This window comes from Actinosynnema sp. NPDC004786, from assembly GCF_053601135.1.
Map to the genome: position 1 here is coordinate 193933 of NZ_JBSGBG010000004.1, position 25721 is coordinate 219653.

General features: G+C 73.1%; 29 protein-coding genes. 12 read left to right on the forward strand and 17 right to left on the reverse strand.

Annotation, left to right across the window (positions count from 1 at the left end):
* Positions 1-72: 72 nt before the first annotated feature.
* The 3 genes from ACWEFJ_RS05565 to ACWEFJ_RS05575 are packed head-to-tail and all read left to right on the forward strand — an operon-like array spanning position 73 to position 2568.
* Positions 73-1011, forward strand: coding sequence for an ABC transporter ATP-binding protein (locus ACWEFJ_RS05565; RefSeq protein WP_378083445.1), 939 nt, complete (start codon positions 73-75; stop codon positions 1009-1011).
* Positions 1012-1013: 2 nt separating this feature from the next.
* Positions 1014-1781 carry an ABC transporter permease gene (locus ACWEFJ_RS05570; protein WP_378083442.1) on the forward strand — a complete coding sequence of 256 codons (768 nt, stop codon included), beginning with the start codon at positions 1014-1016 and terminating at the stop codon, positions 1779-1781.
* Complete coding sequence (locus ACWEFJ_RS05575; protein ID WP_378083440.1) at positions 1774-2568, forward strand: ABC transporter permease; 795 nt, start codon at positions 1774-1776, stop codon at positions 2566-2568. Before ACWEFJ_RS05570 ends, ACWEFJ_RS05575 begins: the two co-directional genes overlap by 8 nt.
* Before the next feature lie 40 nt (positions 2569-2608).
* On the opposite strand, the gene ACWEFJ_RS05580 is transcribed toward ACWEFJ_RS05575, so the two are convergent.
* Complete coding sequence (locus tag ACWEFJ_RS05580) at positions 2609-3622, reverse strand: hypothetical protein (protein ID WP_449713027.1); 1014 nt, start codon at positions 3620-3622, stop codon at positions 2609-2611.
* Complete coding sequence (locus ACWEFJ_RS05585) at positions 3619-4098, reverse strand: SigE family RNA polymerase sigma factor (protein WP_378083437.1); 480 nt, start codon at positions 4096-4098, stop codon at positions 3619-3621. Before ACWEFJ_RS05585 ends, ACWEFJ_RS05580 begins: the two co-directional genes overlap by 4 nt.
* 45 nt (positions 4099-4143) lie before the next feature.
* Between ACWEFJ_RS05585 and ACWEFJ_RS05590 the strand changes: the two genes are divergently transcribed.
* A complete protein-coding gene (locus ACWEFJ_RS05590; RefSeq protein ID WP_378083435.1) occupies positions 4144-4914 on the forward strand; it encodes an IclR family transcriptional regulator in 771 nt (256 codons plus the stop codon).
* A gap of 285 nt (positions 4915-5199) precedes the next feature.
* Here the strand turns inward: ACWEFJ_RS05590 and ACWEFJ_RS05595 are convergent, their stop codons facing one another.
* The 6 genes from ACWEFJ_RS05595 to ACWEFJ_RS05620 form a co-directional block, all read right to left on the reverse strand.
* A complete protein-coding gene (locus ACWEFJ_RS05595; protein WP_378083433.1) occupies positions 5200-5409 on the reverse strand; it encodes a hypothetical protein in 210 nt (69 codons plus the stop codon).
* Entirely contained in the window at positions 5375-6412 is a 1038-nt protein-coding gene (locus ACWEFJ_RS05600) for a type IV toxin-antitoxin system AbiEi family antitoxin (protein ID WP_449713028.1), read from the reverse strand. Before ACWEFJ_RS05600 ends, ACWEFJ_RS05595 begins: the two co-directional genes overlap by 35 nt.
* Positions 6413-6529: 117 nt before the next feature.
* Positions 6530-7414: an ABC transporter substrate-binding protein gene (locus tag ACWEFJ_RS05605; protein WP_378083430.1), complete on the reverse strand. Its 885-nt coding sequence runs from the start codon at positions 7412-7414 to the stop codon at positions 6530-6532.
* Positions 7411-8172: an ABC transporter permease gene (locus ACWEFJ_RS05610; protein ID WP_449713050.1), complete on the reverse strand. Its 762-nt coding sequence runs from the start codon at positions 8170-8172 to the stop codon at positions 7411-7413. The genes ACWEFJ_RS05605 and ACWEFJ_RS05610 overlap by 4 nt, the downstream gene beginning before the upstream one ends.
* The gene (locus tag ACWEFJ_RS05615; protein ID WP_378083428.1) at positions 8172-8831 is read right to left on the reverse strand and encodes an ABC transporter permease; all 660 of its coding nucleotides are present in this window, start codon (positions 8829-8831) and stop codon (positions 8172-8174) included. Before ACWEFJ_RS05615 ends, ACWEFJ_RS05610 begins: the two co-directional genes overlap by 1 nt.
* Positions 8824-9873, reverse strand: coding sequence for an ABC transporter ATP-binding protein (locus ACWEFJ_RS05620; RefSeq protein WP_378083425.1), 1050 nt, complete (start codon positions 9871-9873; stop codon positions 8824-8826). Before ACWEFJ_RS05620 ends, ACWEFJ_RS05615 begins: the two co-directional genes overlap by 8 nt.
* A 103-nt stretch (positions 9874-9976) precedes the next feature.
* On the opposite strand from ACWEFJ_RS05620, the gene ACWEFJ_RS05625 reads away from it, so the two are divergent.
* Positions 9977-11533 (forward strand): bis-aminopropyl spermidine synthase family protein, encoded by a 1557-nt coding sequence (locus ACWEFJ_RS05625; RefSeq protein WP_449713029.1) that lies wholly within the window; start codon positions 9977-9979, stop codon positions 11531-11533.
* 84 nt (positions 11534-11617) lie between these two features.
* Positions 11618-12391 (forward strand): hypothetical protein, encoded by a 774-nt coding sequence (locus tag ACWEFJ_RS05630; protein WP_449713030.1) that lies wholly within the window; start codon positions 11618-11620, stop codon positions 12389-12391.
* Positions 12392-12400: 9 nt separating this feature from the next.
* On the opposite strand, the gene ACWEFJ_RS05635 is transcribed toward ACWEFJ_RS05630, so the two are convergent.
* The 4 genes from ACWEFJ_RS05635 to ACWEFJ_RS05650 form a co-directional block, all read right to left on the reverse strand.
* The gene (locus ACWEFJ_RS05635; RefSeq protein ID WP_449713031.1) at positions 12401-12991 is read right to left on the reverse strand and encodes a hypothetical protein; all 591 of its coding nucleotides are present in this window, start codon (positions 12989-12991) and stop codon (positions 12401-12403) included.
* On the reverse strand, positions 12988-13581 hold the full coding sequence (locus tag ACWEFJ_RS05640) for a YbaB/EbfC family nucleoid-associated protein (protein ID WP_449713032.1): 594 nt from the start codon (positions 13579-13581) through the stop codon (positions 12988-12990). Before ACWEFJ_RS05640 ends, ACWEFJ_RS05635 begins: the two co-directional genes overlap by 4 nt.
* A gap of 49 nt (positions 13582-13630) precedes the next feature.
* On the reverse strand, positions 13631-16825 hold the full coding sequence (locus ACWEFJ_RS05645) for a bifunctional diguanylate cyclase/phosphodiesterase (protein WP_378083415.1): 3195 nt from the start codon (positions 16823-16825) through the stop codon (positions 13631-13633).
* Between the two features lie 222 nt (positions 16826-17047).
* Positions 17048-18235: an NAD(P)-dependent malic enzyme gene (locus ACWEFJ_RS05650; protein WP_378083413.1), complete on the reverse strand. Its 1188-nt coding sequence runs from the start codon at positions 18233-18235 to the stop codon at positions 17048-17050.
* 286 nt (positions 18236-18521) lie between these two features.
* Here ACWEFJ_RS05650 and ACWEFJ_RS05655 point away from each other — a divergent pair, with 286 nt between their 5' ends.
* A complete protein-coding gene (locus ACWEFJ_RS05655; RefSeq protein ID WP_449713033.1) occupies positions 18522-19115 on the forward strand; it encodes a dTDP-4-dehydrorhamnose 3,5-epimerase family protein in 594 nt (197 codons plus the stop codon).
* A gap of 33 nt (positions 19116-19148) precedes the next feature.
* Here ACWEFJ_RS05655 and ACWEFJ_RS05660 read toward each other — a convergent pair whose 3' ends face one another.
* Entirely contained in the window at positions 19149-19484 is a 336-nt protein-coding gene (locus ACWEFJ_RS05660; protein WP_378083410.1) for a S24/S26 family peptidase, read from the reverse strand.
* A gap of 78 nt (positions 19485-19562) precedes the next feature.
* Here ACWEFJ_RS05660 and sodN point away from each other — a divergent pair, with 78 nt between their 5' ends.
* The 3 genes from sodN to ACWEFJ_RS05675 all read left to right on the forward strand — a co-directional run bounded on the left by sodN (position 19563) and on the right by ACWEFJ_RS05675 (position 21186).
* Complete coding sequence (gene sodN / locus ACWEFJ_RS05665) at positions 19563-19982, forward strand: superoxide dismutase, Ni (protein ID WP_378083408.1); 420 nt, start codon at positions 19563-19565, stop codon at positions 19980-19982.
* Between the two features lie 120 nt (positions 19983-20102).
* On the forward strand, positions 20103-20708 hold the full coding sequence (locus ACWEFJ_RS05670) for a histidine phosphatase family protein (protein WP_378083406.1): 606 nt from the start codon (positions 20103-20105) through the stop codon (positions 20706-20708).
* Positions 20701-21186 (forward strand): N-acetyltransferase family protein, encoded by a 486-nt coding sequence (locus ACWEFJ_RS05675; RefSeq protein WP_449713034.1) that lies wholly within the window; start codon positions 20701-20703, stop codon positions 21184-21186. The genes ACWEFJ_RS05670 and ACWEFJ_RS05675 overlap by 8 nt, the downstream gene beginning before the upstream one ends.
* Here the strand turns inward: ACWEFJ_RS05675 and ACWEFJ_RS05680 are convergent.
* Positions 21161-21652 carry a hypothetical protein gene (locus ACWEFJ_RS05680; RefSeq protein WP_449713035.1) on the reverse strand — a complete coding sequence of 164 codons (492 nt, stop codon included), beginning with the start codon at positions 21650-21652 and terminating at the stop codon, positions 21161-21163. The two genes, ACWEFJ_RS05675 and ACWEFJ_RS05680, sit on opposite strands and share 26 nt — an antisense overlap.
* 69 nt (positions 21653-21721) lie before the next feature.
* On the opposite strand from ACWEFJ_RS05680, the gene ACWEFJ_RS05685 reads away from it, so the two are divergent.
* Entirely contained in the window at positions 21722-22153 is a 432-nt protein-coding gene (locus tag ACWEFJ_RS05685) for a MarR family transcriptional regulator (RefSeq protein WP_449713036.1), read from the forward strand.
* A 12-nt stretch (positions 22154-22165) separates the two neighbouring features.
* Here ACWEFJ_RS05685 and ACWEFJ_RS05690 read toward each other — a convergent pair whose 3' ends face one another.
* The 3 genes from ACWEFJ_RS05690 to ACWEFJ_RS05700 all read right to left on the reverse strand — a co-directional run bounded on the left by ACWEFJ_RS05690 (position 22166) and on the right by ACWEFJ_RS05700 (position 24449).
* Positions 22166-22951, reverse strand: coding sequence for an SAM-dependent methyltransferase (locus ACWEFJ_RS05690; protein ID WP_449713037.1), 786 nt, complete (start codon positions 22949-22951; stop codon positions 22166-22168).
* A gap of 223 nt (positions 22952-23174) precedes the next feature.
* A complete protein-coding gene (locus tag ACWEFJ_RS05695; RefSeq protein WP_378083397.1) occupies positions 23175-23921 on the reverse strand; it encodes a S1 family peptidase in 747 nt (248 codons plus the stop codon).
* A gap of 126 nt (positions 23922-24047) precedes the next feature.
* Positions 24048-24449 carry a hypothetical protein gene (locus ACWEFJ_RS05700; RefSeq protein ID WP_378083394.1) on the reverse strand — a complete coding sequence of 134 codons (402 nt, stop codon included), beginning with the start codon at positions 24447-24449 and terminating at the stop codon, positions 24048-24050.
* 310 nt (positions 24450-24759) lie between these two features.
* Here ACWEFJ_RS05700 and ACWEFJ_RS05705 point away from each other — a divergent pair, with 310 nt between their 5' ends.
* Entirely contained in the window at positions 24760-25704 is a 945-nt protein-coding gene (locus ACWEFJ_RS05705) for a diacylglycerol/lipid kinase family protein (RefSeq protein ID WP_449713038.1), read from the forward strand.
* Positions 25705-25721 lie beyond the last annotated feature (17 nt).

Here is a 25721-nt window from a genome sequence, read left to right on the forward strand (position 1 = left end):
CCCCGCCCGAAAACTCGTCCCGGGCCGCCCGGCCCCGGCGGTAGCGTCACGGGATTCGGCAGGGGGGTGACCATGGGTGTTCGGGTCCGGGATCTGACCAGGACGTATCGCAAGGGCAAGGGGTGGCGGCCCAGGGGCGAGGAGGTGACCGCGCTCGCCGGGCTCACGCTGGACGTGCCGGAGCACGAGGTGCACGGCCTGCTCGGCCCGAACGGCGCGGGCAAGACCACGCTGTGCAAGATCCTCTCCACCATCCTGTTGCCCACGTCCGGCACCGCCGAGGTGCTCGGCCACGACGTCGTGACCGGCGCGGCGGAGATCAGGCGGCACGTCGGCATCGTGTTCGGCGGCGAGCGCGGCCTGTACGGCAAGCTGACGGCGCGGCAGACGCTGCGCTACTGGGCCGCGCTGTACGAGCTCCCGGACGCGCGGGCGAAGGCGCGCACCGACGCGCTGCTGGCCCGCCTGGGCCTCGCCGACAAGGCCGACGACCTGGTGGAGACGTTCTCGCGCGGCATGAAGCAGCGCGTGCACCTGGCCCGCGGCCTGATCGGCGACCCGCGGCTGATCCTGTTCGACGAGCCGACCACCGGCATGGACCCGGTGGCCGCGCGCGACTTCCGCGCGCTGATCGGCGAGCTGCGCGACGAGGGCCGCACGATCCTCATCACGACCCACGACATGGACGAGGCCGAGGAGGTCTGCGACCGCGTCACGCTGATCGACAAGGGCCGCGTGCTGGCCACCGAGTCGCCGCGCGGCCTGGCCGAGATGTCGGGCCTGCACCGCTGGGTCGAGGCCGAGACCTCGGTGGACGTCGGCGGCCTGCCCGGCGTGGTCGGCACGGAGACCCGCAACGGCGTGCTGCGAGTCAAGGCCGCCGACGACCGTGCGGCCCGCGCGGTGATCGACTTCCTGCTGGACCGCGGCGTGCGCTCGGTGCACGCCGTGCCGCCCCGGTTGGAGGACGTGTACCTGGATCTCATCGGCCGCCGCGGCATGGAGGTCTGACCGTGCGCCTGTTCCTGTCCGGGGTCCGCACGCAGTTCTGGCTGATCCGGAGGCAGCCCGACGAGCTGCTGACGCTGTGCACGATCCCGTTCACCGTGGTGATGATGCTGTCGATCGTGATGCACGCGGCGCGGCCCGACCTGGTCGCCCACGCGTTCCTCGCGCCGACCCTGATCGGGTTGTGGGGCTTCGCCACGGGCCTCGCGACGACCGTGCTCGTCGGCGAGCGCTGGACCGCGGCGCTCCAGCTCGGCATGGCCGCGCCCGGCTCGCTGCACCCCGTCTACCTGGGCCGGATCTCGGCGGTGATGGTGCTGGGCGTCGTCCCGCTCGGCGAGACGTGGTTGCTGGGCAAGCTCCTGTTCGGCGTGACGCCCGTGGTGCACCACCCGTGGGTGTTCTGGACGACCATGGCGGCGTCGGTGTTCGCGATGATCGGCACGAGCCTGCTGCTGGCGGCGTCCATGCTCCTGGCCCGGAACAGCAACAACTACCTGAACTTCATCGGCTTCCCGATCTACGTGCTGTCCGGCGTGATGGTGCCGGTGCAGTACCTGCCGGAGTTCCTCCGGCCGCTGTCGCACGCGATCTTCCTGTCGTGGTCGGCCGACCTGATGCGCGACGCGATGGCCGCCGCGCCGGTCACGGCCTTCGGCTGGCGGCTGCTGGCCGTCGTCGGGCTCGGGGTCGCCGCCCTGGTCGGCGGGCGGGTGCTGCTGGCGCTGACCCTGCGCCGGGCGCGCGAGCAGGGGGCGGTGACGTATGCGTGACCAGCTGCGGGTGCTCAAGCAGGGCCTGATCGCCTCGTGGACCATGTACACCGCGTTCCAGACGTGGAAGACGTGGACGTTCACGTGGCTGTCCCGGCTGCTGATCCAGGTGTGCTTCTACGCCCTGATCGGCCGGATGCTCGGGTCGCAGGAGCAGGTCGACTACCTGCTCATCGGCAACGTCGTGGCGATCATGGCCATCGACGCGACCGTGGTCATCCTGCTGACCGTCGGCGAGCGGCAGGCCGGCACGCTGGCGCTGCTGGTCGCCGCGCCGTCCACGCACCTCACCGTGTACCTCGGGCGGGGCCTGGTGAACCTCGGCTCGGGCGTCGCGGCGTCCACCACCGCGTTCCTGGTGCTGCCGCCGCTGTTCGGGGTGCGCCTGCCGTGGCCGGAGGCGGCCGCCGTGCCGCTGATGATCCTGGTGGTCGGCCTGTCCTGCTACGGCTACGGGACGTGCGTGGCGTCGTTCGTGCTCGGGTTCCCGTCCGCGCGGTGGCTGGCGCTGAACCTGAGCTACCTGGTGCTGATGACGTTCTGCGGGGTCAACGTGCCGACGTCGTTCTGGCCGGACTGGGTGCGCGCCGTCACGTCCGTGCTGCCGATGACGCACGGGCTGGCCGCGATCCGGGCGTTCGTCGGGGGCGGACCGGCGTCGACGGTGCTCGGGCAGCTCGCGCTGGAGGCGTGCGTGGGCGCGGTGTGGTTCGCCGTGGCGGCGGTGAGCTTCGAGCGCATGGTCCGCCGCGGGCGGCGTGACGGCACGATCGAGTTCGGCGGCTGAGCGGTGGGCGCTCGCCGAGCGCCCACCGCCCTCGCCTCCCCTACGGCGTGCCGATCCAGGCCACGTCCGGGTCGGTGTCCACGGTGAGGGCCGTCGCCACCCCGGCCAGCACCTCGACGGGGGCGTGCCGGGGCTCCAGGTGGGACGGCACCGGCTTGTTGTGCTCGCCCGGCTTCACCCGCACCTGGAGGTTCGGCGCGACCTGGACGGCGAGCAGGCCGTACCGGTCGGCGGCGTAGTGCGCGGCCTTGCCGTCCACGGTGGTGGGGGTGGAGCCGGCCGGGGCCTCGGCCGTGCGCAGCAGCTCCACGTCGTACGGGACGTGGTCGAGGGTGACCCGGCCGGCGATCCTCCACTCGGCCGGGTTCGGTCCGCCCACCTCGACGTACGGGTACTCGTCCAGCGAGAACGGGACGCGCATCGACGTGGTGTCCGGCGTGACGGACTCGGCGATCCGCCGCACCTCGGCCCGGACGTCCAGGCCGGTGACGTGCTCCAGGCTGACGCTGAGCACGTGGCCCGGGGCGGCGTTCCAGTACAGGCTGTCGCCGAACCAGGCGGCCGGCGCGCCGCCCACCGTCGTGCGGTCGGCGACCGGCGCGTTCTCGACCTTGGGGCCCACGTCGCCCGCGATGCCGGTGAAGATGCCGAAGCGGACCTGCGGCGAGCCGAGGGTCGTGGCGCCGGGCGCGTAGACGCGGGACGTGCCCCACCCGGCGATGACGCGTTCGCGCTCGGTGTAGCCGTCGAGCATCACGCCGGGCCGGTACCCGAAGGTCCGGGTGGGCACGTCGGCGGTCGCGGCGGGGGTGGGCGCGGACGTGGTGGCGAGCTGCCGGGCGGGCGGGGCCTGGTCGGAGGTGGGCCCGTTCACGGTGGTCACCACCAGCGCGGCGGCGGCGGCCGTCGTGCCGGCGGCGGCGAGCACCAGCAGCAGCGGCTTGCGCGCCGGGCGCGGCCGGCGCAGCGCGGCGAGCACCGTCCCGGGCGACGGCGTGCGCTCGGCCCGGTGGTGCAGGGCGTCGGTGATCAGGGTTTCGGTGGTGTCGTTCACAGCGACTGCCTCACGCGTTCGTCGGCGCGCAGCACTGCCAGCGCGCGGGAGATGTGACTGCGGACCGTGACCTGGGCGCAGCCCAGGATCGCGGCGATCTCGGCGTCGTCGTAGCCCTCGTAGTAGCGCAGGACGACGGCCGCCTTCTGCTTGCGCGGGAGCCGGTCGATGCGCTGGAGCATCGCCTCCCGCTCGTCGTAGTGGCCGGCGGGGTCGGGCTGGGGCGGGTCCACGCCGGTCAGGGGCAGGTGCGCCTTCAGGCGGCGGCGCCAACCGAGGTACTCGTTGGTCACCATCCGCTTGAGGTACGCGACCGGCGCGTCGACCGAGCCGATGCGCGCCCACCTCTGCTGTGCCCGGATCAGGACCTCCTGGACCACGTCTTGGGCCAGGTGCGGATCCCCGGTCAGCACGGTGGCGTAGCGCAGCAGCGGGGTTGCCTGTGCCGCGGCGAACTCCTCGAAGCCGGTGCTCATACCCCTCCAATGCGGCCCGCCGCGATTCTGTTGAGAATGGGTCCCGTGGGTGGCAGCAGCGACGTGCCGGCGTTGCGCCGGGGGCTCGCCGTGCTGCGCCTGCTGGCGAGCAGACCCGGCCCGCTGTCGGCCGCGGCGGTCGCGCGGGAGCTGGCGCTGCCCCGGTCCACGACCTACCACCTGCTCGCCGAGCTGACCGCGGCCGGGTTCGCCACGCACTTCCCCGAGGAGCGGCGCTACGGGCTCGGCGTGGCGGCGTTCGAGCTGGGGTCGGCCTACCTGCGCCACGACCCGTTGGAGCGGCTGGCGCGGCCGGTGCTGCGGCGGCTGGTGGACGCGGTCGGGCGGACCGCGCACCTGGGCGTGCTGCACGGGGCGGAGGCGCTGTACCTGGTGCGCGAGCAGCCCCGGCACCCGGCCACGATCGTGTCGGAGGTCGGCGTGCGGCTGCCCGCGCACCTGACCGCGTCGGGTCGGGCCATGCTCGCCCGGCTGCCCGCGGCGCAGGTCAGGGCGCTGTTCCCGGGTCCGTTCGTGGACCGGACCGGGCGGGGGCCGCGCAACCTGCCCGCGCTGCGCCGGCTGCTGGCCGTCGAACGGCGGCGCGGGTGGGCGGTGGAGGACGGGTACGTGACGGCCGGGTTCGCGTCGGTCGCGGCCCCCGTCTTCGACCGCGGCGAACGCCCGATCGCCGCGATCACGGTGACGTTCCGGCACGTGTGCGAGGCGGAGTGCGGCGAGACGTGGCCGGAGCTGGCGGCGGAGGCGCGGCGCGCGGCGGACGAGCTGACCACCCGCATCGGCGGCCGGTCCTGAGGGGCGGGCGCCACGTCGGTCATCCGGGTTGCGTCCGCCCGGTTTCCTCGAGGACATCGCGAACACCTCGGCTCATGGCCTGCACCATGACTGCCGCGCGAGGGGAACCCATGTCCTTCGCCAACCGCCCCGTCAACTCGGGATCGTCCAGGATGCGGAGCAGTTCGGTTGTACCGGCGTCATCGAGCAAAGCCGGTATGTGCGACCCCAGCAGCCGTGCTCCCGCTGCCGAGGGGTCGTAGTCGGCCTCTCGAGCACGTCGTAGTCCTCACCGTAGGGCCGGTCTCAGGAGGCGACCTCGGCCGCGATGTCGATGTCCCGGGTGCGACGGTCGGGAGATCCGCCGAGCAGGTCGAGGGAGATGAGCGAGCGGGCGGTCGCACCCACGACCAGGTAGTGGACCCGCGCTTCGTGCGCCGCTTCGTCGATTCGGGCCAACACCTTGGCGGCCCTGAGGACCTCATAGTCGGTCGAGGCCCGCAAGTCGATCGTCACTGCTTCTCATCCTGTCCGCGTGCTCGCGTTGGCGGGGGTCGCCGGATGCGAGCAGATCAGCGTAGATCAGCGTGGAAGGCACGATCCACGACTGCCGGTCCGCCGTCCAGAAGCGTCGTCGTACGTGCACGTTGCCTCCTCGTTCGGCGCGCGCCAGCCGGTGCCTGCCGATGAGCGAGCGCGGCGGTTCGGCGGCGTAGAGGGTGAGGGTCGCCGGGACGAGGTGCGGGTCGAGGACGCTCGCGCCGGCTTCTCCTCCCACCTGGACGTCCGCCCGCGTCAACTCCTCCTCCGCATCGCGCCACCACGAGAGGTCCGCGGCCTCGAAGTCGCCGAGGGTCAGCGCCGGCGAGAGCCTTGTCGAATAGGCCTCCGACCACCGGTTGAGCAACTCCCCCGCTCTCGCCAGCCTGCGTTCGCCCGCCACTTCGTACAGGTAGCCGGCCTTGGCGAGGTCGTCGACGACTGCTTGCGCGGTGCCGAGCGAGACGCCACTGGCGCGCGCGAGCCCGCGCAGCGGCTTCCCCGCCGTCGTGGGCCAGGTGAGCAGGACGAACCCGACCTTCAGGCCCGCGCGGCCGAACGCCTTGCTCCCGGGTGGTGGGGAACCACCGGTCCGCGCGCTCGTCTTGCGACGCCCTCGGACGTCGATGAGCACGTCATCCCACTCGATGTGGGCGTTGCCCGCCTCGTCGACGTAGTCGATGCCCCGCGCGCGCAGCAGGTCCGCGGCTTGCCCGGTGATCGAGCGGGCGACGACCAGGGTGGGCAGCGACGCGTGCGGGTGCAGCGCCGTCGCGAGTTCGGCCGGCACCGCCCGCTTGACCAGGACGGCGTACGTCCGAGCCGCGCCCGAGGGCCGGCTGAGGTGGACCACCAGGTCAACCCCTTCGTCGGCGGCCCGTTCGCCCCTGTCGACCCCGAGGCCGAGCGGACGCAGCCACTCGCGCAGCTCGACCAGGCGTGCGTTCAAAACCTTTTCATGTTCATTTTCGCTGAACATCGGCCAATACTGAACGCATCGCGGGCTCGTCGCAACCCGCCGCGCGCCGGCCGCCACCCACCACACGCCGCGGCCCGGCCACCCCGCCGGGGGACCGGGCCGTTGGCGAGCCGGGAACTACAGCGAGACGCCCTTCAGGAAGTCCGCCGCCACGTTGGCGATCGTCTCCTTGTCCACGTCCACCCGCTTGACCAGCTCGGCCAGCTTCTCCGTGGTCAGCGCCGCGGACACCTTGTCCAGCGCCTCCTTGCCCTTGGCGTCGACCGCGTCCGACCGCACCAGCGGCACCACGTTCTGGGCCGGGTACATCGTCTTCGGGTCCTCGAGCTGGACGAAGTCGTTCACCTCGAGGTCGGCCGACGTGGTGTAGAGGTTGATCACCTGCACGGTGCCGTTCTTCAGCGCGTCCACCGTGATCGGGCCGCCCGCGTCGGTCGTCTTGATCTCGGTGAACGTGACCCCGTACAGCTCCTTGATCTTGGCCTCCCAGCGCTGGGCCCACTCGCCCGCCGCGCCGAGCGCGTACTTGCCGGACCCGAGGTCGGCGATCGACTTCACGCCGGAGTCCGCCGTCGCCTTGGTGACCACCAGGACGTCCTTGTCCTCGGCGTCCGACTTCCGGAGCACCTCCAGGCCCTGCGGCGTCTTGGCCTTGAGCGCCGCGTAGACCTCCTCCGACTCGGTCGTGGTGTTGGTCTTGTCGAAGTAGTTGAGCAGGTTGCCCGTGTACTCCGGCACCACGCCGAGCGACTTGTCCTGCAACGCCTTCACGACCAGCTCCCGGGCCCCGATGCCGGGCTTCACCGACACCGTCGCCCCGGTCGCCTTCAACGCGCCGGCGTAGATCTCGGCCAGGATCTTGTTCTCGGTGAAGTCGGCCGAACCGACCACGACCTCACCCGACGCGGCGTCCTGGCCGGTCCCGCCCAGGTCCTCTTTGGACCCGCACGCGGAAACGAGCAGGGCGGCGACCGCGACGACCGCGGCCAACGAGCGCTTCATGCCGTACTTCCTCCAGATTCGACGGGCGCCGGCTCTCCCGGACGCCTCGGCTGTGTCCTGCGCGACCGCGCCTTCCCGCCGCGCGCGCCGCGTTCCCGGGCCGACAGCCGCACACCCGCGGGCACGACCAGCCGGCCGACGCCCGCGAGCACCACGTCGAGCACGACCGCCAGCAGCGCGATCAGCACCGCGCCGCCGACGAACTGCCCGTAGTCCAACACCCGCAGGCCGTCCAGCAGCGGACGTCCCAGCGTCTCGATGCCCACGTAGGCCGCCACCGAGGCGGTCGCGACCACCTGCAGCATGGCGTTGCGCAGGCCGCCGACGAGCAGCGGCAGCGCGTTGGGCACCTCCACCTGCCACATCCGCTGCGCGCCGGTCATGCCCATGCCCCGCGCCGCGTCCACCACGCCGCGGTCCACGTCCTGGACGCCCGCGTAGGTGCCGGCCAGGATCGGCGGCACGGCCAGCACGACCAGGGCGATCAGCACCCCGACCGCGCCGCCGCCCGTGATCAGGTACAGGAACGTGACCAGGCCGAGCGTGGGCAGCGCGCGCAACGCGTTGCTGCCGCCGACGAGCAGCACCCCGCCGCGACCGGTGTGCCCGACGTACAGGCCCAGCGGCACCGCGATCAGCGCCGCCCCGAGCACCGCGCCCAGGCAGTACAGCAGGTGCACGCCGACCCGCACCGGGATCGACTTGCCGCCGGACCAGTTGACCGGGTCCAGCAGCCACGCGAGAGCATCGGCGAAGATCACGGCGTGCCCGCCTTCACCCAGCGGGTCAACCGGTTGCGCAGCACCACGAGCAGCAGGTCCACCACGAGCGCCAGCGCCAGGGTGAGCACGATGCCGACGATGATCGGCGCCAGGTAGCGCTGCTGGAACCCGTCGGTGAACAACGTGCCCAGGCCGCCCGTGCCGATCAACGCGCCGACGCTCACCAGGCTGATGTTGCTCACCGACCCGACCCGCACCCCCGCCGCGAGCACCGGCACCGCCAGCGGCAGCTCCACCGTCAGGAACCGGCGCAGCGGCCGGAAGCCCATCGCGGTGGCGGCGGCGGTGATGTGCGCGGGCACCGCGTCCAGCGCCTCGGCGACCGGCCGGACCAGCAGCGCGGTCGTGTAGAGCGTCAGCGCGGTGATGATGTTGACCGGGTCGAGCACCTGCGTGCCGATGACGGCCGGGATGATCGCGAACAACGCCAGCGACGGGATCGTGTAGAGCACGTTCGACATCGCGATCAGCGTCGCGTTGACCGCCCGGAACCGGTGGCACAGCAGCCCGAGCACGATCGCCAGCACCACGGACACGACCAGCGGCACCAGCGACAGGTAGACGTGGTCGAGCAGCCGGTCCAGCAGCGCCGCCCGGGTGCCGGCGTCGCCGAGGTAGTGCGGGAGGTCACCCACGGCGGCTCTCGATCACGTCGAGGACCTGCCGCGCGGTGACCACGCCGGCCAGCCGGCCGCCGTCGTCCACCGCCACGCCCAGCCCGGACGGCGAGGACAGCGCGGCGTCCAGCGCGCCCCGGATCGGGGCGCCCACCTCGTACAGCGAACCGCCCGGCACGGCCGTCCCGTCCGGCGCGACCCAGCCCTTGGGCCGGCGCTCGTCGTCCAGCACGAGCCGCCAGTCCGGTGCGGACGTCGCGCCCGCGCCCTCCGCGACGGTCGGCACGTCCACCACCTCCACCCCGGACGGGTCCACAAAGGACAGGCTGCGGTAGCCGCGGTCCTTGCCCACGAAGGACGCCACGAAGTCGTCCGCGGGCCGGGTCAGCAGCTCGGCGGGCGGCGCGTACTGCGCCAGGTGGCCACCGGTTCGCATCACCGCCACCTTCTCACCGATCTTGATCGCCTCGTCGATGTCGTGCGTGACGAACACGATGGTCTTGTCCAGTTCGGCCTGCAACCGCAGCAGCTCGTCCTGCAACCCCTCGCGCACCACCGGGTCCACCGCGCTGAACGGCTCGTCCATCAGCAGCACCGGCGGGTCCGCGGCCAGCGCCCGCGCCACGCCGACGCGCTGCTGCTGACCGCCGGAGAGCTGCGCCGGGTACCGGCGGCCCAGTTCGGCGGGCAGGCCGACCAGCTCCAGCAGCTCCGCCGCGCGCTGCCTGGCCCTGCGGCGCGTCCAGCCGGTGAGCAGCGGCACGGTGGCGACGTTGTCCAGCACGCTGCGGTGCGGGAACAGGCCGGCCTGCTGGATGACGTAGCCGATGCCGCGCCGCAGCGTGGGCGGGTCCACCCCGAGCACGTCCCGACCGTCCACCAGGACGGTCCCCGACGTGGGGTCGATCATGCGGTTCACCATGCGCAGCGACGTGGTCTTGCCGCACCCGGACGGTCCGACGAAGACCGTGATCGTGCCCGCCTCGACCACGAGGTCCAGGCCGTGCACCGCGGTGGTCCCGTCGTCGAACCGCTTGGTCACGTCGCGGAACTCGATCACCCGTGGTCCTCCTGCCGTTGGGCATCAAGCGTCGATCGACCCTAGCCCGTCGGTCCGACCGCGGCACGGCGTTTCAGCATCCGGTCAGTACGCTGCACCGCTTGTGGCAACCGAAACGGTGCGAGCACTCCTCGCCGACCGCGGCGCGCACGCCCGCAAGCTGCGCCGCGTGCTCGACCTGCTGGCCCGCGACTGGCACACGCTGGCCGAGTTGGTTCGGCTTCCCGCGGTGCCGCGGCGCACCGTGCAGGAGCTGCTGACGGCGGTCGGCGACGACCTGGAGACCGACCGCGACCGGTACCGGCTCGCGCCCGCCAAGGCCGCCGACTACGCGCCGTTCGGCGCGGGCGACGACCTGGTCGACCCGGTGGACGCGCTGGTCCCGCGGCACACCGCGCGGTTGCGCACGATCCTCGCCGACATCGCCGACGTGCCGCCGCCGCTGGCCGCGCTGGACCACGTGCAGGCCACGGCGGAGACGGCGTTGAAGCGCGCGTTGTGGTTGGACACCACCTACGACCTGGCCGGCCGCAGGCTGCTGTGCCTGGGCGACCACGACCTGACCTCGCTCGCGGTGTGCGCGGTGAACCCCGAGGTCGAGGTCGTGGTGGTCGACGTGGACGACCGGCTGCTGGAGCACATCGCGACGCGGGCGGCGGACCGGGGGTGGCCGGTCCGCACCGTCCACGCGGACTTCCGGTTCGGCCTGCCGCCCGCCGTGCTGGAGTCGGCGGACCTGGTGTTCAGCGACCCCCCGTACACGCCGGAGGGCATGGCGTTGTTCGCGGCTCGCGCGATCGAGTGCCTGGCCGACACCGCGCGGGGTCGCGTGCTGCTCGCCTACGGGTTCAGCGACCGGACGCCCGCGCTGGGGTTGAAGGTGCAGCAGGAGTTGCAGCGGCTCGGGCTCGTGTTCGAGGCGATCCTGCCCGCGTTCCACCGGTTCGACGGCGCGCAGGCCATCGGCAGCGCGGCCGACCTGTACGTGTGCCGGCCCACGTCCCGCCGCTCGGCCACGCCCGCCGGCGCCGCCCGGACGGCCATCTACACGCACGGACCGCAGTCCGTGGAGGCGTCCGGTCCGGGTTCGACGGCGTTGGCGGCCCTGGTCGACCTCGCGCCGCGACCGGAGTCCTCGCCGCCGCCGAAGCCCCGCGGGCCGGGGTGGGCCGACCCGGTCGGCAAGGGCGCGGCGTCGCTGGCGGTGGACCTGTCCGGCGACCCCGGGCCGTGGCTGCTGCGGACGCTGCTGGCCTGCTCGCCCGGCCGGATGGCGGCGCTCGTGCCCAACAACCACCCGGACGTGGCGTCGGCGGCGGGCCAGCAAGGGCTGAGGTCGTTGGTGGACACCAGGTTCGCGCTGCGGTTCCTGCGGTCCACACCGGACGGCAAGCACTGCGTGGTGGTGGCCGACCAGGTGTTGGCGGGCACGCTGGACGCCGGCGGGCTGGCCGTGCGGGAGGTGCTGATGCGGGCGCACGGCAAGCTGGGCAACGTGTGGCGTGAGGCGTTGGTCACGGCGACGCGCGGCGCGTTGACCAAGCGGGAGGCGCGGGAGCGGATCGGCGAGCACGAGGACCTGGAGCTGAGGCTGATCGACCTGCCCCGGCACCGGATCGCCGCGCTGCTGCCGCTGATCCGGGCGTCGGCGTCGGCGTAGCGCCGGGTCGCCCCGCGAATTCCGCGAAGCACGCCTCGCGGCCGGCCGCCGACCGGTAGCTTTCGGCTGACCCAGGAGGCGCGCATGACTCAACCCCGACCCGGTTGGCAGCCGGGTCCGCAGCAGTACCCCGGCCCGCCGCCGCACCCGGGTCAGCCTCCCCACGGCGGCCGGTTCCCCGGTCAGCCGCCCCACCCGGGTCAGCTCCCCTACGCAGGCCAACCCCAGCACCCCGGCGAGGTCCCGTACCCCGGCCAGCCTCCGTACCCCGGCCAACCCCATCCGGGTCGGCCGCACCCCGGTGCGCCGTACCAGGCCGGTCCGCCGAAGCCGCCGGGCAAGGCGATGCCCGTGGTCGCCGGGCTGCTCTACCTGCCCGGCATCCTGCTCGCCCTGGTCGGCTCGATCGGCCTGGCGAGCCGCTCCGGGTTCGCGACGGGCCTGTGGGGCGCGATCGTCATGCCGCCGTTCCCCGGCAGTTACCGCAGCGTCGCGGTCGCGGCGGCGGTGTCGTTCGCGCTGCCGGGCCTGGCGCTGCTCCTCGCGGTGCTGCTGGTGTGCCGGGTGCCCGGCGTGCGCTGGGGCCTGGCCGCGATCTCGCTGGTGGCCGCGGTCCACTTCGGGCTGGTGCTCGGCAACCTGGCGACGGGGGTGCTGCCGCCGACGTTCGGGATCGTCCCGGCGATCGCACTCGTGCTGTGGCTGGTGCCGGGTCTGGTCGCCGTGCTGCCCCCGGTCGGCCGGGCGGTGCGCGGCGCGAAGCCCGGCCCACCCCCTCGAGCACCCGGCCCGCACCCGACGCCTCCGCACCCGACCTCCGGTCCGTACCCGACGCCCGGCCAGGGCCAGTGGGGCTGACCGGGCGGTTCACCCACCGCAGCGGGTGATGGTCTGCACCACGTCGCGCGCCCGGCCGAACAACGCCTTCAGCACCCGCAGGATGCGCACCACGACCGGCGCCAGCTCGGCCAACCGCCGCGTGACCCGGTCCAGCACGACCGCGCCGCGCCCCACCGCCCACGCCGCGAAGTCCGACCGCGAGCCGCCGCCCGTGAGGTCCGACGCGGCGAGCGCCACGGCCGCGTTGGCCAGGACCTCCTCGACGAACAGCGCGACCACTTCCAGCAGCACGGCGCGGATCGCGGCGGTGATCGCGGCCACCTCGGCGAGGTGCGCCGCCACCGCGCGGCACACCCGGCCCGTCGCCGCGATCTCCGCGGTGAGCCGCCCGCCCGGCCGCCGCCGCGCGATGCCGTCGAGCGTGGTGGCGACCTGCCGCCAGGTGGCGACGGCCTCCGCGAACCGGTCGCCCTGACCCGCGAGCCAGGCCACCGGCTCGCGCAAGGGCGCGACGTGCTCGACCAGCCACCCGAGCCCGGCCACCTCCAGCGGCCGCAACGGGTCGGCGTCCGGCCTCGGCACCACGCGCACCGACTCCAGCACCGGAGAACCTGTCACCAACGCGCCGTCCCCGGCTCGTCGTCCGGCTCCCGCAGGCTGCGCGGCAAGGGCAACCCGGCCACGTCCGCCGCCGCGTCCGCCACACCGGGCACGCCAGCCGCGTCCGCCACAGCGGGCACGCCCGCTGCCGCATCCGCCACATCCGGCACATCCGCTGCCACGCCCGCTGCCGAAACGTCCGCTGCCGCGCCCGACACGTCCGCCGCCGGCCCGCCCGCCGCGTCGGCCACATCCGCTGCCACACCGGCCGCGCCGGACGGGACGGGGCCGGTCAGGAAGTCCATCGCGGCCGTGCCGCCGAACCGCGGTCCGACGGCCTCCGCCGCCTGCCGCGCGGCCCGCGCCTGCGCCCGCCGCACCGTGTCCAGCACCACCTCGCCCAGCCGCGCCGGCGCGAACCGCGCCGCGTCCGACGAGAACTCGATGTGCCGCAACGACCCGTTCGGCGCGACGGTCGCGGTCACCGCGCCGTCCGGCGACCGCTGCGTGGCCTGCGCGTCGCGGAGCCGGTCCCGCAGCTCGCGCGAGCGCTCGGACAGCTCCCGTGCCCTGGCTTCGAGGTCGGCGATCATCCGTTCCGGGTTCACCGGGCAGTCCCCCAGGTTGTGACGTCCATCGGGACGGCAGTATCGCCGATCACCCGGCGCGGGGGATGTGCAACGGACCAAGTGCCAGCACCGCGCGGAACTCCTTGGGCGGCACGGGGCGCGAGAACAGCCAGCCCTGGTAGGTGTCCACGCCGATGCCGCGCAGCACCTGGAACTGCGTCGCCGTCTCCACGCCCTCGGCCACGCACCGGCGGTCCATCGCGCGGGCCATGTCGACCACCGCCTTGGCGACGGCGAAGTCGGACGGGTCCTTGCCCAGCCCGGACACGAACCGGCGGTCCACCTTGATGATCTGCGCGGGCAGGTCCTTCAGCCGGGCCAGCGACGAGTAGCCGGTGCCGAAGTCGTCCACGGCGAACCGGATGCCGCGGTCCACCAGCTCGTCCATGGTCTGCCGCACCCGCGACGGCAGGTCGACCAGCGCCGTCTCCACCAGCTCCAGCACCACGCGGTCCCACGGGATGCCCGCCTCCGCGATCGCGTTGGCCACGATGTCGGCGAACTCCGGGTCGCCGGGCACCAGGCCGGCCAGGTTCACCGCCACCGACACCGGCCTGCCGCCCGGCTCGGGCCAGCTCGCGGCCTCCTTCAACGCGGTCCGCAGCACCCACCGGTCCAGCTCGCGCATCAGGTCGCCCTGCTCGGCCACGGGCAGGAAGATGTCCGGCGGCAGCAGCCCGCGGTCCGGGTGCGGCCACCGCACCAGCGCCTCCGCGGTCTGCACCACGCCGTCCACCCCGACCACCGGCTGGAAGTGCAGCGCCAACCCGTCGTGCTGCAACGCCTCCCGGAGCTGGCCCTCCAGGTGCACCTGGCGGTCGGCCGACGCGATCAGCGCCGCGCTGGCGAGCGACACCCGGCCCGCGCCCGAGCGCTTGGCCTCGAACATCGCCGCGTCGGCGAAGCGCAGCAGGTCGTTGCCGGTCGCGCGGGACCCGTTCGGCACGGCCGCGCCGATCGACGCGGACACCCGGACGAGCTGCCCGTGCACCGGCACCGCCGTGCGCAGCAGCCCGGCGACCTTCGTGGCCAGCGCGTCCACGCCGCCGACCCGGTCCAGGTTCTCGCAGATGATCACGTACTCGTCGCCGGACAGGCGGGCCGCCGTGCAGCCCTCGGGCAGGCCGCCCTCCAGCCGCCGCGCCAGCGCCACCAGCAGCTCGTCGCCCGCGTCGTGGCCGAGCGAGTCGTTGACCCGCTTGAAGTTGTCGATGTCGCAGAACAGCACCGCGACCTTGGACCGGTTCGGCGAGTCCAGCAACCGGCCCAGCATCTCCTTGACCAGCGCCCGGTTCGGCAGGCCGGTCAGCTCGTCGTGCGTGGCCTGGTGGCGCAGCGCCTCGGCCGTGCGGCGGCGCTCGGTGATGTCCTGGAACACGATCAGCCAGAACCGGCGGCCGTCGTCCTGCACGGACAACGCGATGTGCAGCTCGCAGTACACCTGCACGCCGTCGCGGCGGACCAGGATGCGCTGCGGGATCTTGTGGGTGCGCTCGGCGTCCGGCGCGGACATCTCGTCGATGGACGGCAGCCGGCTGTCGTCGTCGGGGTGCGTGAGCCGGCTCGCGGTCATGCCGCGCAACTGCTCCAGGTCCATGCCCAGCAGGTCGCACAGCGCGTCGTTGGCGTCCACCAGCCGCTCGCCCTCGTCGAACAGGCCGATGCCGACCGGCGTCAGCGACACCAGGTCGGCGAAGCGCTGGCTGGACCGCTTCATCCTGGTCTCGGTGGCGCGCTGCTCGGTGATGTCCTGCGCGGTGCCCACCGCGAGCGGCAGGCCGTTCGGGCCCTTGACCACCACGCCGTAGCAGCGGAACACGCGCTGCTTGCCGTCGCGGCGCACGATCCGGTGCTCCAGCTGGATCGGCACCTCCTCGGTGGCGAGCTGCTGCCACAGGTCGTCCACCCAGCCGCGGTCGTCGGGGTGCACCAGGTCGAGGTAGGTCTGGTAGCGGGTGTGCTCGTCGCGCGGCACGCCGAACAGGTCGGCCAGCATGTCCGACCACAGCACCTCGCCGGTCTGCAGGTTCCACTCCCAGACGCCGAGCTGCGCGGCCTTCTGCGCGTCGGCGAGCCGGCGGCGGTCGTCGCTGGCCTGGCGCTCCAGCGCGCGGGCCTCGGTGACGTCCTGGATGGTGCCGTGCAGCCGGCTGATCCGCCCGCCCTCCAGCTCGGCCCGCGCCCGGCACACGTAGACGCGGTCGCCGACCTCGCTGCGCACCTCGGCCTCCAGCGTCCGGCCCTCGGCCGCCGGGCCGCCGTCCTCCGGGCTCAGCAGCTTGCGGCGCAGGTCGCGCAGCACGCCGCGGTCCTCCGGGTGCACGCCGCACAGCAGGTCGTCGTCCGGGACGATGCCCAGCTCGGCGTACATCTCCAGGAGCACCTCGCTGCGGTGCGCCGCGCCGGTCGCGACCTCGTAGCTCCAACTGCCCATGCGGGCGATGCGCTGCGCCTCCAGCAGCCGCGCGCGTTCGGTCTCCAGGGCGCGGTCGGACCGCCACTGGTCGGTGATGTCGCGGATGTAGCCGGTGATGAACTGGGTGCGGCCGTCCGACCGCAGCTTCGCCTCGGCCACGCCGCGGATCCAGCGCAGCTCGCCGCCCGGCAGCACGATCCGGTAGACGATGTCGATGGGGTTGCCGTCCAGCGCGCGGTTGGCCCAGTAGCTCGCGACCATCTCGTAGTCGTCGGGGTGCACCACGTCCAGCACGGCCTGCGCGCCGGGCACCACCTCGCCGGGCTTCATGCCCAGCATCTCGTAGTGCGACTCGGACCAGACCGTGACGCCGGTGTCCGGGTCGTACTCCCACGAGCCGATCCGGGCCACCCGCTGCACGGCGCGCAGTCTTCGCTGCTCGTCGCGCAGGTCCTCGGCGGCCCGCGCGAGGTCGGAGACGTCGACCAGCAGCACCGCCTGCAGGCCGGTGCCGGGCACCGGGGTGCGCACCGCGCGGACCGGCACGAGCGCGCCGTCGGCCTGGTGCAGGCGCAGGTCGTCGGGGCCGCCGAGCAGCAGTTCGCCCAGGGGTCGGCCGACCAGGTCGTCCGCCGAGCGGGCCTTGGTCAGCGCCACGGCGGCGGCGCTGGCGCGCATGACCACGCCCTTGGGGTCGCACAGCAGCGTGGGCGCGTCGGGCAGCTCGATGCCGTCCAGCGCCACTTCGCCGTTCTGCGGACGCGCCGGATCGAGCACCACCGGAGCGCGTCCCACCCGCTTGGGCACGGTCCCACCTTCCCGTGTCTACGGCAGGGATGACCGGCCCGGCCGCACCCAAAGACGGCGTCCCTCTCCACGGGCAATATTCACCCGAGGAGAGGGACGGTAGCGCTTCGGAGCGTCATCGCCCACCCCTCAACGGGCTAACGAAACAACACGTTAGCGGTTTCGTTGCCTGCCGACGGGTACGGACGGATGAGGCCGGAGCTCTCCCAACTCCGACGCCAGTCAGGCTACTCCGTCCTGCCGGGCTGCCAAGGCCACGGCGGCGGCGACTTCCGGTCCGACCCGCGGGTCGAGGGCGCTCGGCACGATCCGGTCCACCGCCAGGTCGTCCGCGGCCACCGCGGCGATGGCCTCCGCGGCGGCGAGCTTCATGCCCTCGGTGATCTTCTTCGCGCCGGCGTCCAGCGCGCCGCGGAAGATGCCGGGGAACGCGAGCACGTTGTTGATCTGGTTCGGGAAGTCGCTGCGCCCGGTGGCGACCACGGCCGCGTGCCGGCCGGCCACGTCCGGGTGAACCTCCGGGTCGGGGTTCGACAGGGCGAACACGATCGAGTCGGGGGCCATGCTCGCGATCAGCTCCTCCGGGACCTGGGAGGAGGAGACGCCGACGAACACGTCCGCGCCCCGCAGCGCCTCCGCGATGCCGCCGCGCAGGCCGCTCGCGTTGGTGACCTCGGCCAGCTCGGCCTTGACCGGGTTGAGCCCGTCCCGGCCGGCGTGCACGATGCCGCGCGAGTCGACCACCGTGACCTCGCCGACGCCGGCGGCCAGCAGGATCTTCGCGCAGGCCACGCCCGCCGCGCCCGCGCCGGAGATGACCACGCGCTGGTCCGCCGCGACCTTGCCCAGCACGGCGTTCGCGCCGCGCAGCGCGGCCAGCACCACGACCGCCGTGCCGTGCTGGTCGTCGTGCATGACCGGCACGTCCAGGGCCTCGATGAGCCGGGCCTCCAGCTCGAAGCAGCGCGGCGCGGCGACGTCCTCCAGGTTGACCGCGCCGAACGACGGGCGCAGCCGGACCAGCGTCTCCACGATCTCGTCCACGTCCGTGGTGTCGAGCACGAGCGGGATCGAGTCGAGGCCACCGAAGGTCTTGAACAGCGCCGCCTTGCCCTCCATGACCGGGAGGGACGCGCTCGCGCCGATGTCGCCCAGGCCGAGCACGGCCGTGCCGTCGCTCACCACGGCGACCAGGCGGTGCGCCCAGGTGTACCGGGCGGCCAGGCTCGGGTCCTGCGCGATGGCGCGGCTGACCCGGGCCACGCCCGGGGTGTAGGCGATGGAGAGGGCGCGCGGGTCGGCGAGCGACGCCGTCGCGCCCACGGCCAGCTTCCCGCCTTCGTGCGCGAGGAAGATTTCCTCGTCGCTCAATTCGGTGGTCGTGGGCGGCTGGTCGTTGACTGCGGTCACGGGAGTACCTCCTGCGGTGCGCGATACCTGCGGCGCACCGGGACCGGCGTTGTCACGCGGTCGACGGGGCCTGTCTGAGCGCCGTCCGCGCGGTGTGGCGGACGGCTCCTGGGGGCGGTGTGCGGGCAAGCATGGCAGTGTCGCCGGCCGCTGTCTGCGGCGGGGATCACAGTTTTTCCGCAGGTCAGAGGCAGTGCCACAGAACGTACGTCCGGTTTTCTGAACCGACCGGTCAGTTTCCGCAGGCAGGATCGGTCAAGAGCCGGCACGCCCTAGGGTGTGCGGCATGCGGGTACGCGAGTTGAAAATTTCCGGCGCATTCGAGTTCACCCCTTCGGTGTTCCCCGATGACCGCGGTTTGTTCGTCGCGCCATATCAGGAAGCGGTGTTCACCGAAGCGGTCGGACACCCGCTCCGGGTCGCCCAGACGAACCACAGCGAGTCCAAGCGCGGGGTCGTGCGCGGCATCCACTTCGCCGACACGCCGCCCGGGCAGGCCAAGTACGTGCACTGCCCGCGCGGGCGGCTGCTGGACGTGGTGGTCGACCTGCGCGTCGGCTCGCCCACGTTCGGGGAGTGGGAGGCGGTGGAGCTGTCGGCGGGGGTGTTCAACTCCCTGTACCTGCCCGAGGGGATGGGGCACGCGCTGATGGCGCTGGAGGACGGCACGGTCGCGTCGTACCTGTGCTCGGAGGGCTTCAACCCGAAGGCCGAGCACGGCGTCCACCCGCTGTCGATGGACCTCCCCTGGCCGACCGACGTGACGCCGCTGCTGTCGCCCAAGGACGCCGCCGCGCCGTCGTTCGAGCAGGCGCGGGAGCAGGGCCTGCTGCCGTCCTACGACGAGTGCGTGGCCTGGTACGCCAAGCTGCGCGCCTGAGACGGGCCACGGCGGCCACCGGGCGACCGCCGTTCAGCCCTTCGGCGCGGGACGGCGGCGCAACACCCTCGGCCGCGGCCAGAGCCGGAGCCGGACCACCCCGACCACCTCGGCCGCCCCGAGCGTGCGCGAGTCCGTGGAGGCGAACGGGTTGTCGCCCTCCACGTGCCAACCCCCGCCGTCGGGCCGCACGGCCCGCTTCACCGACAGCTGCCCCGGCCGGGCGGCCCACCTGACCAGCACGAGGTCGTCCGGCGCCGGCGGCTTCCCGTAGCGGACCAGCACCACGTCACCCGTCCTGAGGGTCGGGAACATCGAGGGTCCGACCACCCGAACCAGCGGCAACGGGTTGTCCTCCGACCGTGCCAACGATCACCTCCGACTGCTCGCGCCGATCTCCCGGAGTAGGGTTCGTCACGTCGGAGCATCCACTGTCAGGGAGGAAAGATGCGACTTCTGTCGCGCATCCGTTCACTCCGCCGCCCGCTCCCGGAGGCCACCGCGCACTGCGACCTCCCGTGCGGTGTTTACGACCCGGCCCAGGCCCGGATCGAGGCCGAGTCGGTCAAGGCGATTCAGGAGAAGTACCAGGCGAACGAGGACCCCGAGTTCCGCGCCCGCGCCATCCTGATCAAGGAGCAGCGGTCGGAGCTCGTCAAGCACCACCTGTGGGTGCTGTGGACCGACTACTTCAAGCCGCCGCACTTCGAGAAGTACCCGGAGCTGCACGACCTGTTCAACCGGGCCACCAAGGCGGCGGGCGCGTCCGGCGCGAAGGGCTCCATGGACCCGGCCAAGGGCCAGGAGCTGCTGGACCTGATCGCCCAGATCGACAAGATCTTCTGGGAGACCAAGGCCGCGGCCTGATCACCTGCTCCGCGACGGCGCCGGCCGGCGAACACCTCGCCGACCGGCGCCGTCGCGGCGTTCCGGGCCCGCACCCGGGTGAGGGGGGCGACCGCCCGGCGGCGTCCGTAAGCTGCGGCCGTGACCTCACACGTCTACCTGCTCCGCCACGGGCGGACCGAGTGGTCCGAGAGCGGACGGCACACCGGGTCGACCGACGTGCCGCTGACCGACGCCGGCGTGCAGCAGGCGCGCCGCGCGGGAGCCGTGCTGGCCCGGCTGCGGGCCACCGACGTGCCGCCCGCCCTGGTGCTGTCCAGCCCCCGGCAGCGGGCGTGGCGCACCGCCGAGCTGGCCGGGCTGCACGACGTCGAGCGCACCGAGGACCTGGCGGAGTGGGACTACGGCGACTACGAAGGGCTCACCACGCCGCAGATCCGGGAGACGGTCCCCGGCTGGACCGTCTGGACCCACGCCGTGCCCGGCGGCGAGACGCCCGAGCAGGTGCGCGCCCGCGCGGCGACCGTGCTGGACCGGGCCCGGCGGGCGTTGTCCGGCGGTGACGTGGTGCTCGTCGGGCACGGGCACTTCAGCCGCGTGCTGATCGCCGCCTGGCTGGGCCTGCCGCCGAGCCAGGGTGTCCACTTCGGACTGGACCCGGCGGGCACGACGGTGCTCGGCGACGAGCGCGGCGACCCGCAGGTGCGCCGGTTGAACGTCCCGGCCTGGGAGGTGGACGTTGACTGACCCCCGCGTCCGGCGCGTCCGCGAGGAGGACGTGCCCGCCGTCGTCGGCCTGGTCGAGGAGCTGGCCGAGTACGAGCGCGCCCGGCACGAGTGCCACCTGACCGCGGCCCAGCTGCACGACGCGCTGTTCCGCCCCTCCCCCGCCCTGTTCGGCCACGTGGCCGAAGTGGACGGTCGGGTCGTCGGCGCGGCCCTGTGGTTCCTCAACTTCTCCACCTGGCGCGGCACGCACGGCATCTACCTCGAAGACCTCTACGTCCAGCCGGCGCACCGCGGCAGCGGCCTGGGCCGCGCGCTCCTGCAGGCATTGGCGCAGGAGTGCGTGGACCGCGGTTACGCGCGGCTGGAGTGGTGGGTGCTCGACTGGAACGCGCCCGCGATCGGCTTCTACAAGTCGCTCGGCGCGATCCCGATGGACGAGTGGACCGTCTTCCGCCTCACCGACGACGCCCTCACCCGACTGGGGCAGGACGGGTGACGGCGACCTGCCGGACCACCCCGACCCACCACACGAGCGTGAACGCGATCACGGTCGGGTTCTTCAGGAACAGCAGCACGGCGAGGTAGGTCTGCCACGCCGACTCGGGCAGCAGGCCGCCCACGCCCTCCGCGCCGACGTCGAAGACCAGGAACGCCGCCGTCAGCAGCGCCAACTGCCACAGCAGGCTGCGCCAGTGCCGGTGGGCGAACGCCCGCGCGTTCGCCCACCGCAGCCGCTCGCCTCCCGTCGCCCGCCGCCAGATCACGACGACCAGCAGCACGCGTGCGGCCAGCACGACGACCTCCGAGGCGAACGCCACCGCGCCCGGCACCCGGTCGCCCCAGTTCACCACGACGAGCCGCTGCACGGACCCCACCAGCGACAGCCCGACGACCACCGCCCAGTGCCGCCGGTAGAACCGCCAGGCCCAGCGCGGCACCTCCAGCGCCAACCGCAACTCCACGCCAACCCCTCAGACTCCGGATATTTTAGTTCAGTGTACTGAAATGTCAGCCGGGGTAAAGTGAAGCTCGTGGACGGACGGGACTTCGGGCGCGAGCTGAGCACGGCGGTCGTCGCGTTCCACGAGGCCGTCGGCGCGCGGTTGGGCGTCACGGCGGTGGACCAGCGCGCGCTCGCGCTCATCGCGGGCAAGGGGCCGCTCTCGGCGGGCGAACTGGCCAAGGAGATCAACCTGACCCCCGGCGCCGTCACGGGCGTCGCGGACCGGCTCGAACGCGCGGGCCTGGTGCGGCGCGAACCCGATCCGGCGGACCGCAGGCGGGTGGTGATCAGCGCGATCCCCGGCGCGTTCGGCGCGGTGTTCGCCGGGCTGGCCGAGGCCATGGACGAGCTGAGCGCGCGCTACACCCCGGAGCAGCAGCAGGTGATCGCGGACTGGGTGGTCCGCACGATCGACGTGCTCAAGGAGCAGACCAGGCGGCTCGTCGCCGCGCGGCCGTGACCCGACCGGGGGTCAGCCGGTGGGCCGCTTCACGCCCACCGCGCCGTAGGACACCGCTTCCGCGCCCGTGACGGGGTCGCCCTCGCCCCGCCAGGACGGCGCCAGCACCAGGCCCGGCTCCAGCAGGTCGAACCCGGCCAGCATCGCCTCGAAGTCCGACTTCGACCGCGCCACGATCGGCGTCCGCGTCTCCGCCGCCATGCCGACCACCTTCGCCACCAGCTCCGGCTGCTCGTCCGCGGTCAGGTGGCTGACCACCAGGTAGCTGCCGTCGGCGACGGCGTCGCGGTAGCGGGCGACCAGCTCGGCCGGGCGGTCGTGGTCCGCGACGTGCGGCAGGATCGCCACCATCAGCACGGCCACCGGGCGGGACAGGTCCAGCAGGTCGCGGACCTCGGGCGCGCCCAGCACCGCGGGCACGTCCCGGATGTCGGCCTCGGCGATGGCCGCGCCCGCGTTGTCCCGCAGCATGGTCCGGCTGTGCGCGACGGTCGCGGGCTCGTTGTCCACGTACACCACGCGGCACGTCGGGTCGGCCTGCTGCGCCACCTCGTGCACGTTGCCCGCGGTGGGGATGCCGGAGCCCAGGTCGAGGAACTGGCGGATGCCGTTCGCCACGCACACCCGCACGGCCCGCCGCAGGAACGCGCGGCTCTGCTGGACCATCGCGGCGGTCGGGACGTCGCCCGCGGAGCGGTCGGCGAACTCGCGGTCGACCGCGAAGTTGTGCGCTCCGCCGAGGTAGTAGTCGTACAACCGGGCGACGTTCGGGCGCTCGGCCTCACTGTTGGTCGACACCCACCTCGGGGGGTTCTGCACTGCGCACCTCACCCTGACTGCACCCGGAGCGGCGTGAACGCCTGCCAGACCGTATCTGGCTACTCCGTTCGTGTCCATCCGACACCTGTGGACACGCAGGGTGATTGTGACTGGCAGGTCCGCCGGAACTCAAACCGCCGTGCCCCGGCCGAGGGAGGCGGCGCAGGGGGGAGAGACCCGCCTGCCTCGGCCGGGGTTTCGGTCACACGCCCGCGTAGGAGCGGATCCAGTCGCGGTAGCGGGTGACGGCGGTGTAGTTCGACCGGGTCGAGCGGTCGCTCGTGGAGGCCACGCCGACCTGGTAGCGGCGGCCGTCGACCGGGCTGGTGGCGAACATCGGGCCGCCCGAGTCGCCGCCGGCCGCGATGCCGTTCACGCGGGTCACGGAGATCGCGATGCCGCCGCGGTAGTCGCGCCCGTTCACCGAGGTGACCCTGGTGTCGGCGTACTTCAGGTAGCGCGACTGGCAGTTGATCTCGGGCTGGTCGGTGCACGTGGCGCCCCAGCCGTAGAGCTGCACGGTCTGGCCGACCTGCACGGCCGTGGTCGTGCCCAGCGGTGCGTAGGTGGCCGAGACCGACCGGTCCAGCCGCGCCAGCGCCAGGTCGACCGACGGGTGCTGGATGATCTGGGTCGCGGTGGCCAGCGTGCCGCCGGTGGTCTGGTCCAGGCTGCCGATGCGGAACGTGTACGTGCCCGAGCTGGCCACGCAGTGCTGCGCGGTCAGGACCCAGGTCGGGGCGATGATGGTGGCCGAGCAGTTCTGCTGGCCGTTGCGGAACAGCCGGGCCGCCCACGGGGCGTTGGTCGCCGTGCCGCCGCCGATGATGTAGGGCTCGACCCCGCCCGACTGGGCGGAGGCGGTGGGCGCGAGCGTGGTCAGCGCGAACGCGGACAGCAGTGCGGTAGTGGCTCCGACCACCGCGGACAGGGCGCGATTGAGTCGCATGGGGTTGTCACCTCGACGAACGCAGGGAGTGGTGAAATCACCACGCTCAGCGTCACCTGTTCGAGTGACACTGGCCACCCGCCGTTCGTCGGCGAACGGCCAGACGATGGTCGGCGTCCGAATGCCCTAGGCGTCCCGGTCCTCGTCCACGCCCAGCGCCCACCGGCGCACGGGGTTCGTGAACAGCAGCACGAGCGTGATCACGACGTACGCCCCCAGCAACGCGCCCCACAGCTGGCGGCCGGACGGCCCGTACATGTACCAGGCGACACCCAGCAGGAGGAGCTGCACGACGATCGCCGGCGTGCGACCCCAGTGCCTGCCGATCAGCAGGCCGACGCCGGCCGCGAGCACGCCCGCGGACAGCACCGCGAAGTAGGCGGCCTCGCCGAGCACCTCGCCCGACTTCTCCGCGCTGAACGAGCGCACCACCAGCGCGACCGCGAACGCCACCCCGGCCAGGCCCTGCAACGCGGTGAGCGCGCCGGCTGCCCGAACCGCCGGTGGCGCCTTCTGCTGGCTCGACACGCTGGGCCTTTCCTCACGGTGCGTACTCGTCACGCATCGTAGGCCACCCGGTTGGCGTGTCCCGCTGGACCGCCACAGGAGCGATGATCACAGCAGTCTTCGGCGAGCCGGCGGTCGGGCCGGGGTGCACTTGTCGCGGATGTCGGGCAACGCGGACCGGAAAGGTGCGAACCGGGAGAGGGAGACCACGGGGAGCCACCCGTGGATTGCGACACGGAAAGGAGATGTCGGCCACTTTCGTGCGCTCGTGAGCCTCCTACTGGGTGACGCGCAACCTGTCCGAGGTGACGCGCTGTCCTACCCTGCAAGGGTGCGCGCACTTCTGGTGGTCAACCCGCAGGCAACGGCAACCACGCCTGCCGGTCGGGACGTGCTCGCGCACGCGCTGGCCAGCGACGTGAAGCTCGACATCGTCGAGACCGACTACCGCGGCCACGCGGCGGACGCCGCCGCGCAGGCCGTCGTGGACGGGTACGACCTGGTCGTGGCGCACGGCGGCGACGGCACGGTGAACGAGGTCGTCAACGGCGTGCTGCGCGACGGCGCGCGGCCGGGCCTGCCGATGCTGGGCGTGGTGCCCGGCGGGTCGGCGAACGTGTTCGCGGGCGCCCTCGGGCTGCCGCGCGACCCGGTCGAGGCGACCTACCGCCTGTTGCAGGCCATCGAGCACGGCACCAGCCGCAAGGTCAGCGTCGGGCACGTCGCGGCCACCGGCGCGGGGCTGGAGCACGACCGCTGGTTCACCTTCAACGCGGGCGTGGGCTGGGACGCGGACGTGGTCGCGGCCGTCGAGCAGCAGCGCGCCAAGGGCCGCCAGGCGTCGCCCACCCTGTACGCGCGCACCGCGCTGGCCAGCTACTTCGCCCAGCGCAGGCAGCCGCCGACGCTCACCGTGCACATCCCCGGCGAACCGGCGTTCGAGCAGGTCAGGCTCGCGTTCGTGTCCAACACCGACCCGTGGACCTACCTCGGGGACAAGGCGATCCGGCTGAACCCGAGCACGTCGTTCGACGGCGGTCTGGGCCTGTTCGCGCTCCACGGGATGGGATTGCCCACAGTTCTTCGCTACGTCGCGCATCTTCTGGCCACGGACGGGAACCCCAGAGGCGGGAACCTGCTCCGGCGTGACGACGTTGAGTTCGTCCGGGTGACGAGTCCGGAACCGGTCAACCTCCAGGTTGACGGGGATCTGCTCGGCGCGTGCACCGAGGTGGAGTTCACCGGGGTGCCGCGAGCGCTCACGGTCGCCGTGTGACCGGGGCGTGACCGGCT

Coding starts and splice junctions, on each gene's coding strand:
- ACWEFJ_RS05585 (WP_378083437.1), bottom strand. CDS start 4,098: ATGAGCACCGGCTTCGAGGAGTTCGCCGCGGCACAGGCAACCCCGCTG.
- ACWEFJ_RS05575 (WP_378083440.1), top strand. CDS start 1,774: ATGCGTGACCAGCTGCGGGTGCTCAAGCAGGGCCTGATCGCCTCGTGG.
- ACWEFJ_RS05565 (WP_378083445.1), top strand. CDS start 73: ATGGGTGTTCGGGTCCGGGATCTGACCAGGACGTATCGCAAGGGCAAG.
- sodN (WP_378083408.1), top strand. CDS start 19,563: ATGCGACTTCTGTCGCGCATCCGTTCACTCCGCCGCCCGCTCCCGGAG.
- ACWEFJ_RS05655 (WP_449713033.1), top strand. CDS start 18,522: ATGCGGGTACGCGAGTTGAAAATTTCCGGCGCATTCGAGTTCACCCCT.
- ACWEFJ_RS05600 (WP_449713028.1), bottom strand. CDS start 6,412: ATGTTCAGCGAAAATGAACATGAAAAGGTTTTGAACGCACGCCTGGTC.
- ACWEFJ_RS05695 (WP_378083397.1), bottom strand. CDS start 23,921: ATGCGACTCAATCGCGCCCTGTCCGCGGTGGTCGGAGCCACTACCGCA.
- ACWEFJ_RS05605 (WP_378083430.1), bottom strand. CDS start 7,414: ATGAAGCGCTCGTTGGCCGCGGTCGTCGCGGTCGCCGCCCTGCTCGTT.
- ACWEFJ_RS05630 (WP_449713030.1), top strand. CDS start 11,618: ATGACTCAACCCCGACCCGGTTGGCAGCCGGGTCCGCAGCAGTACCCC.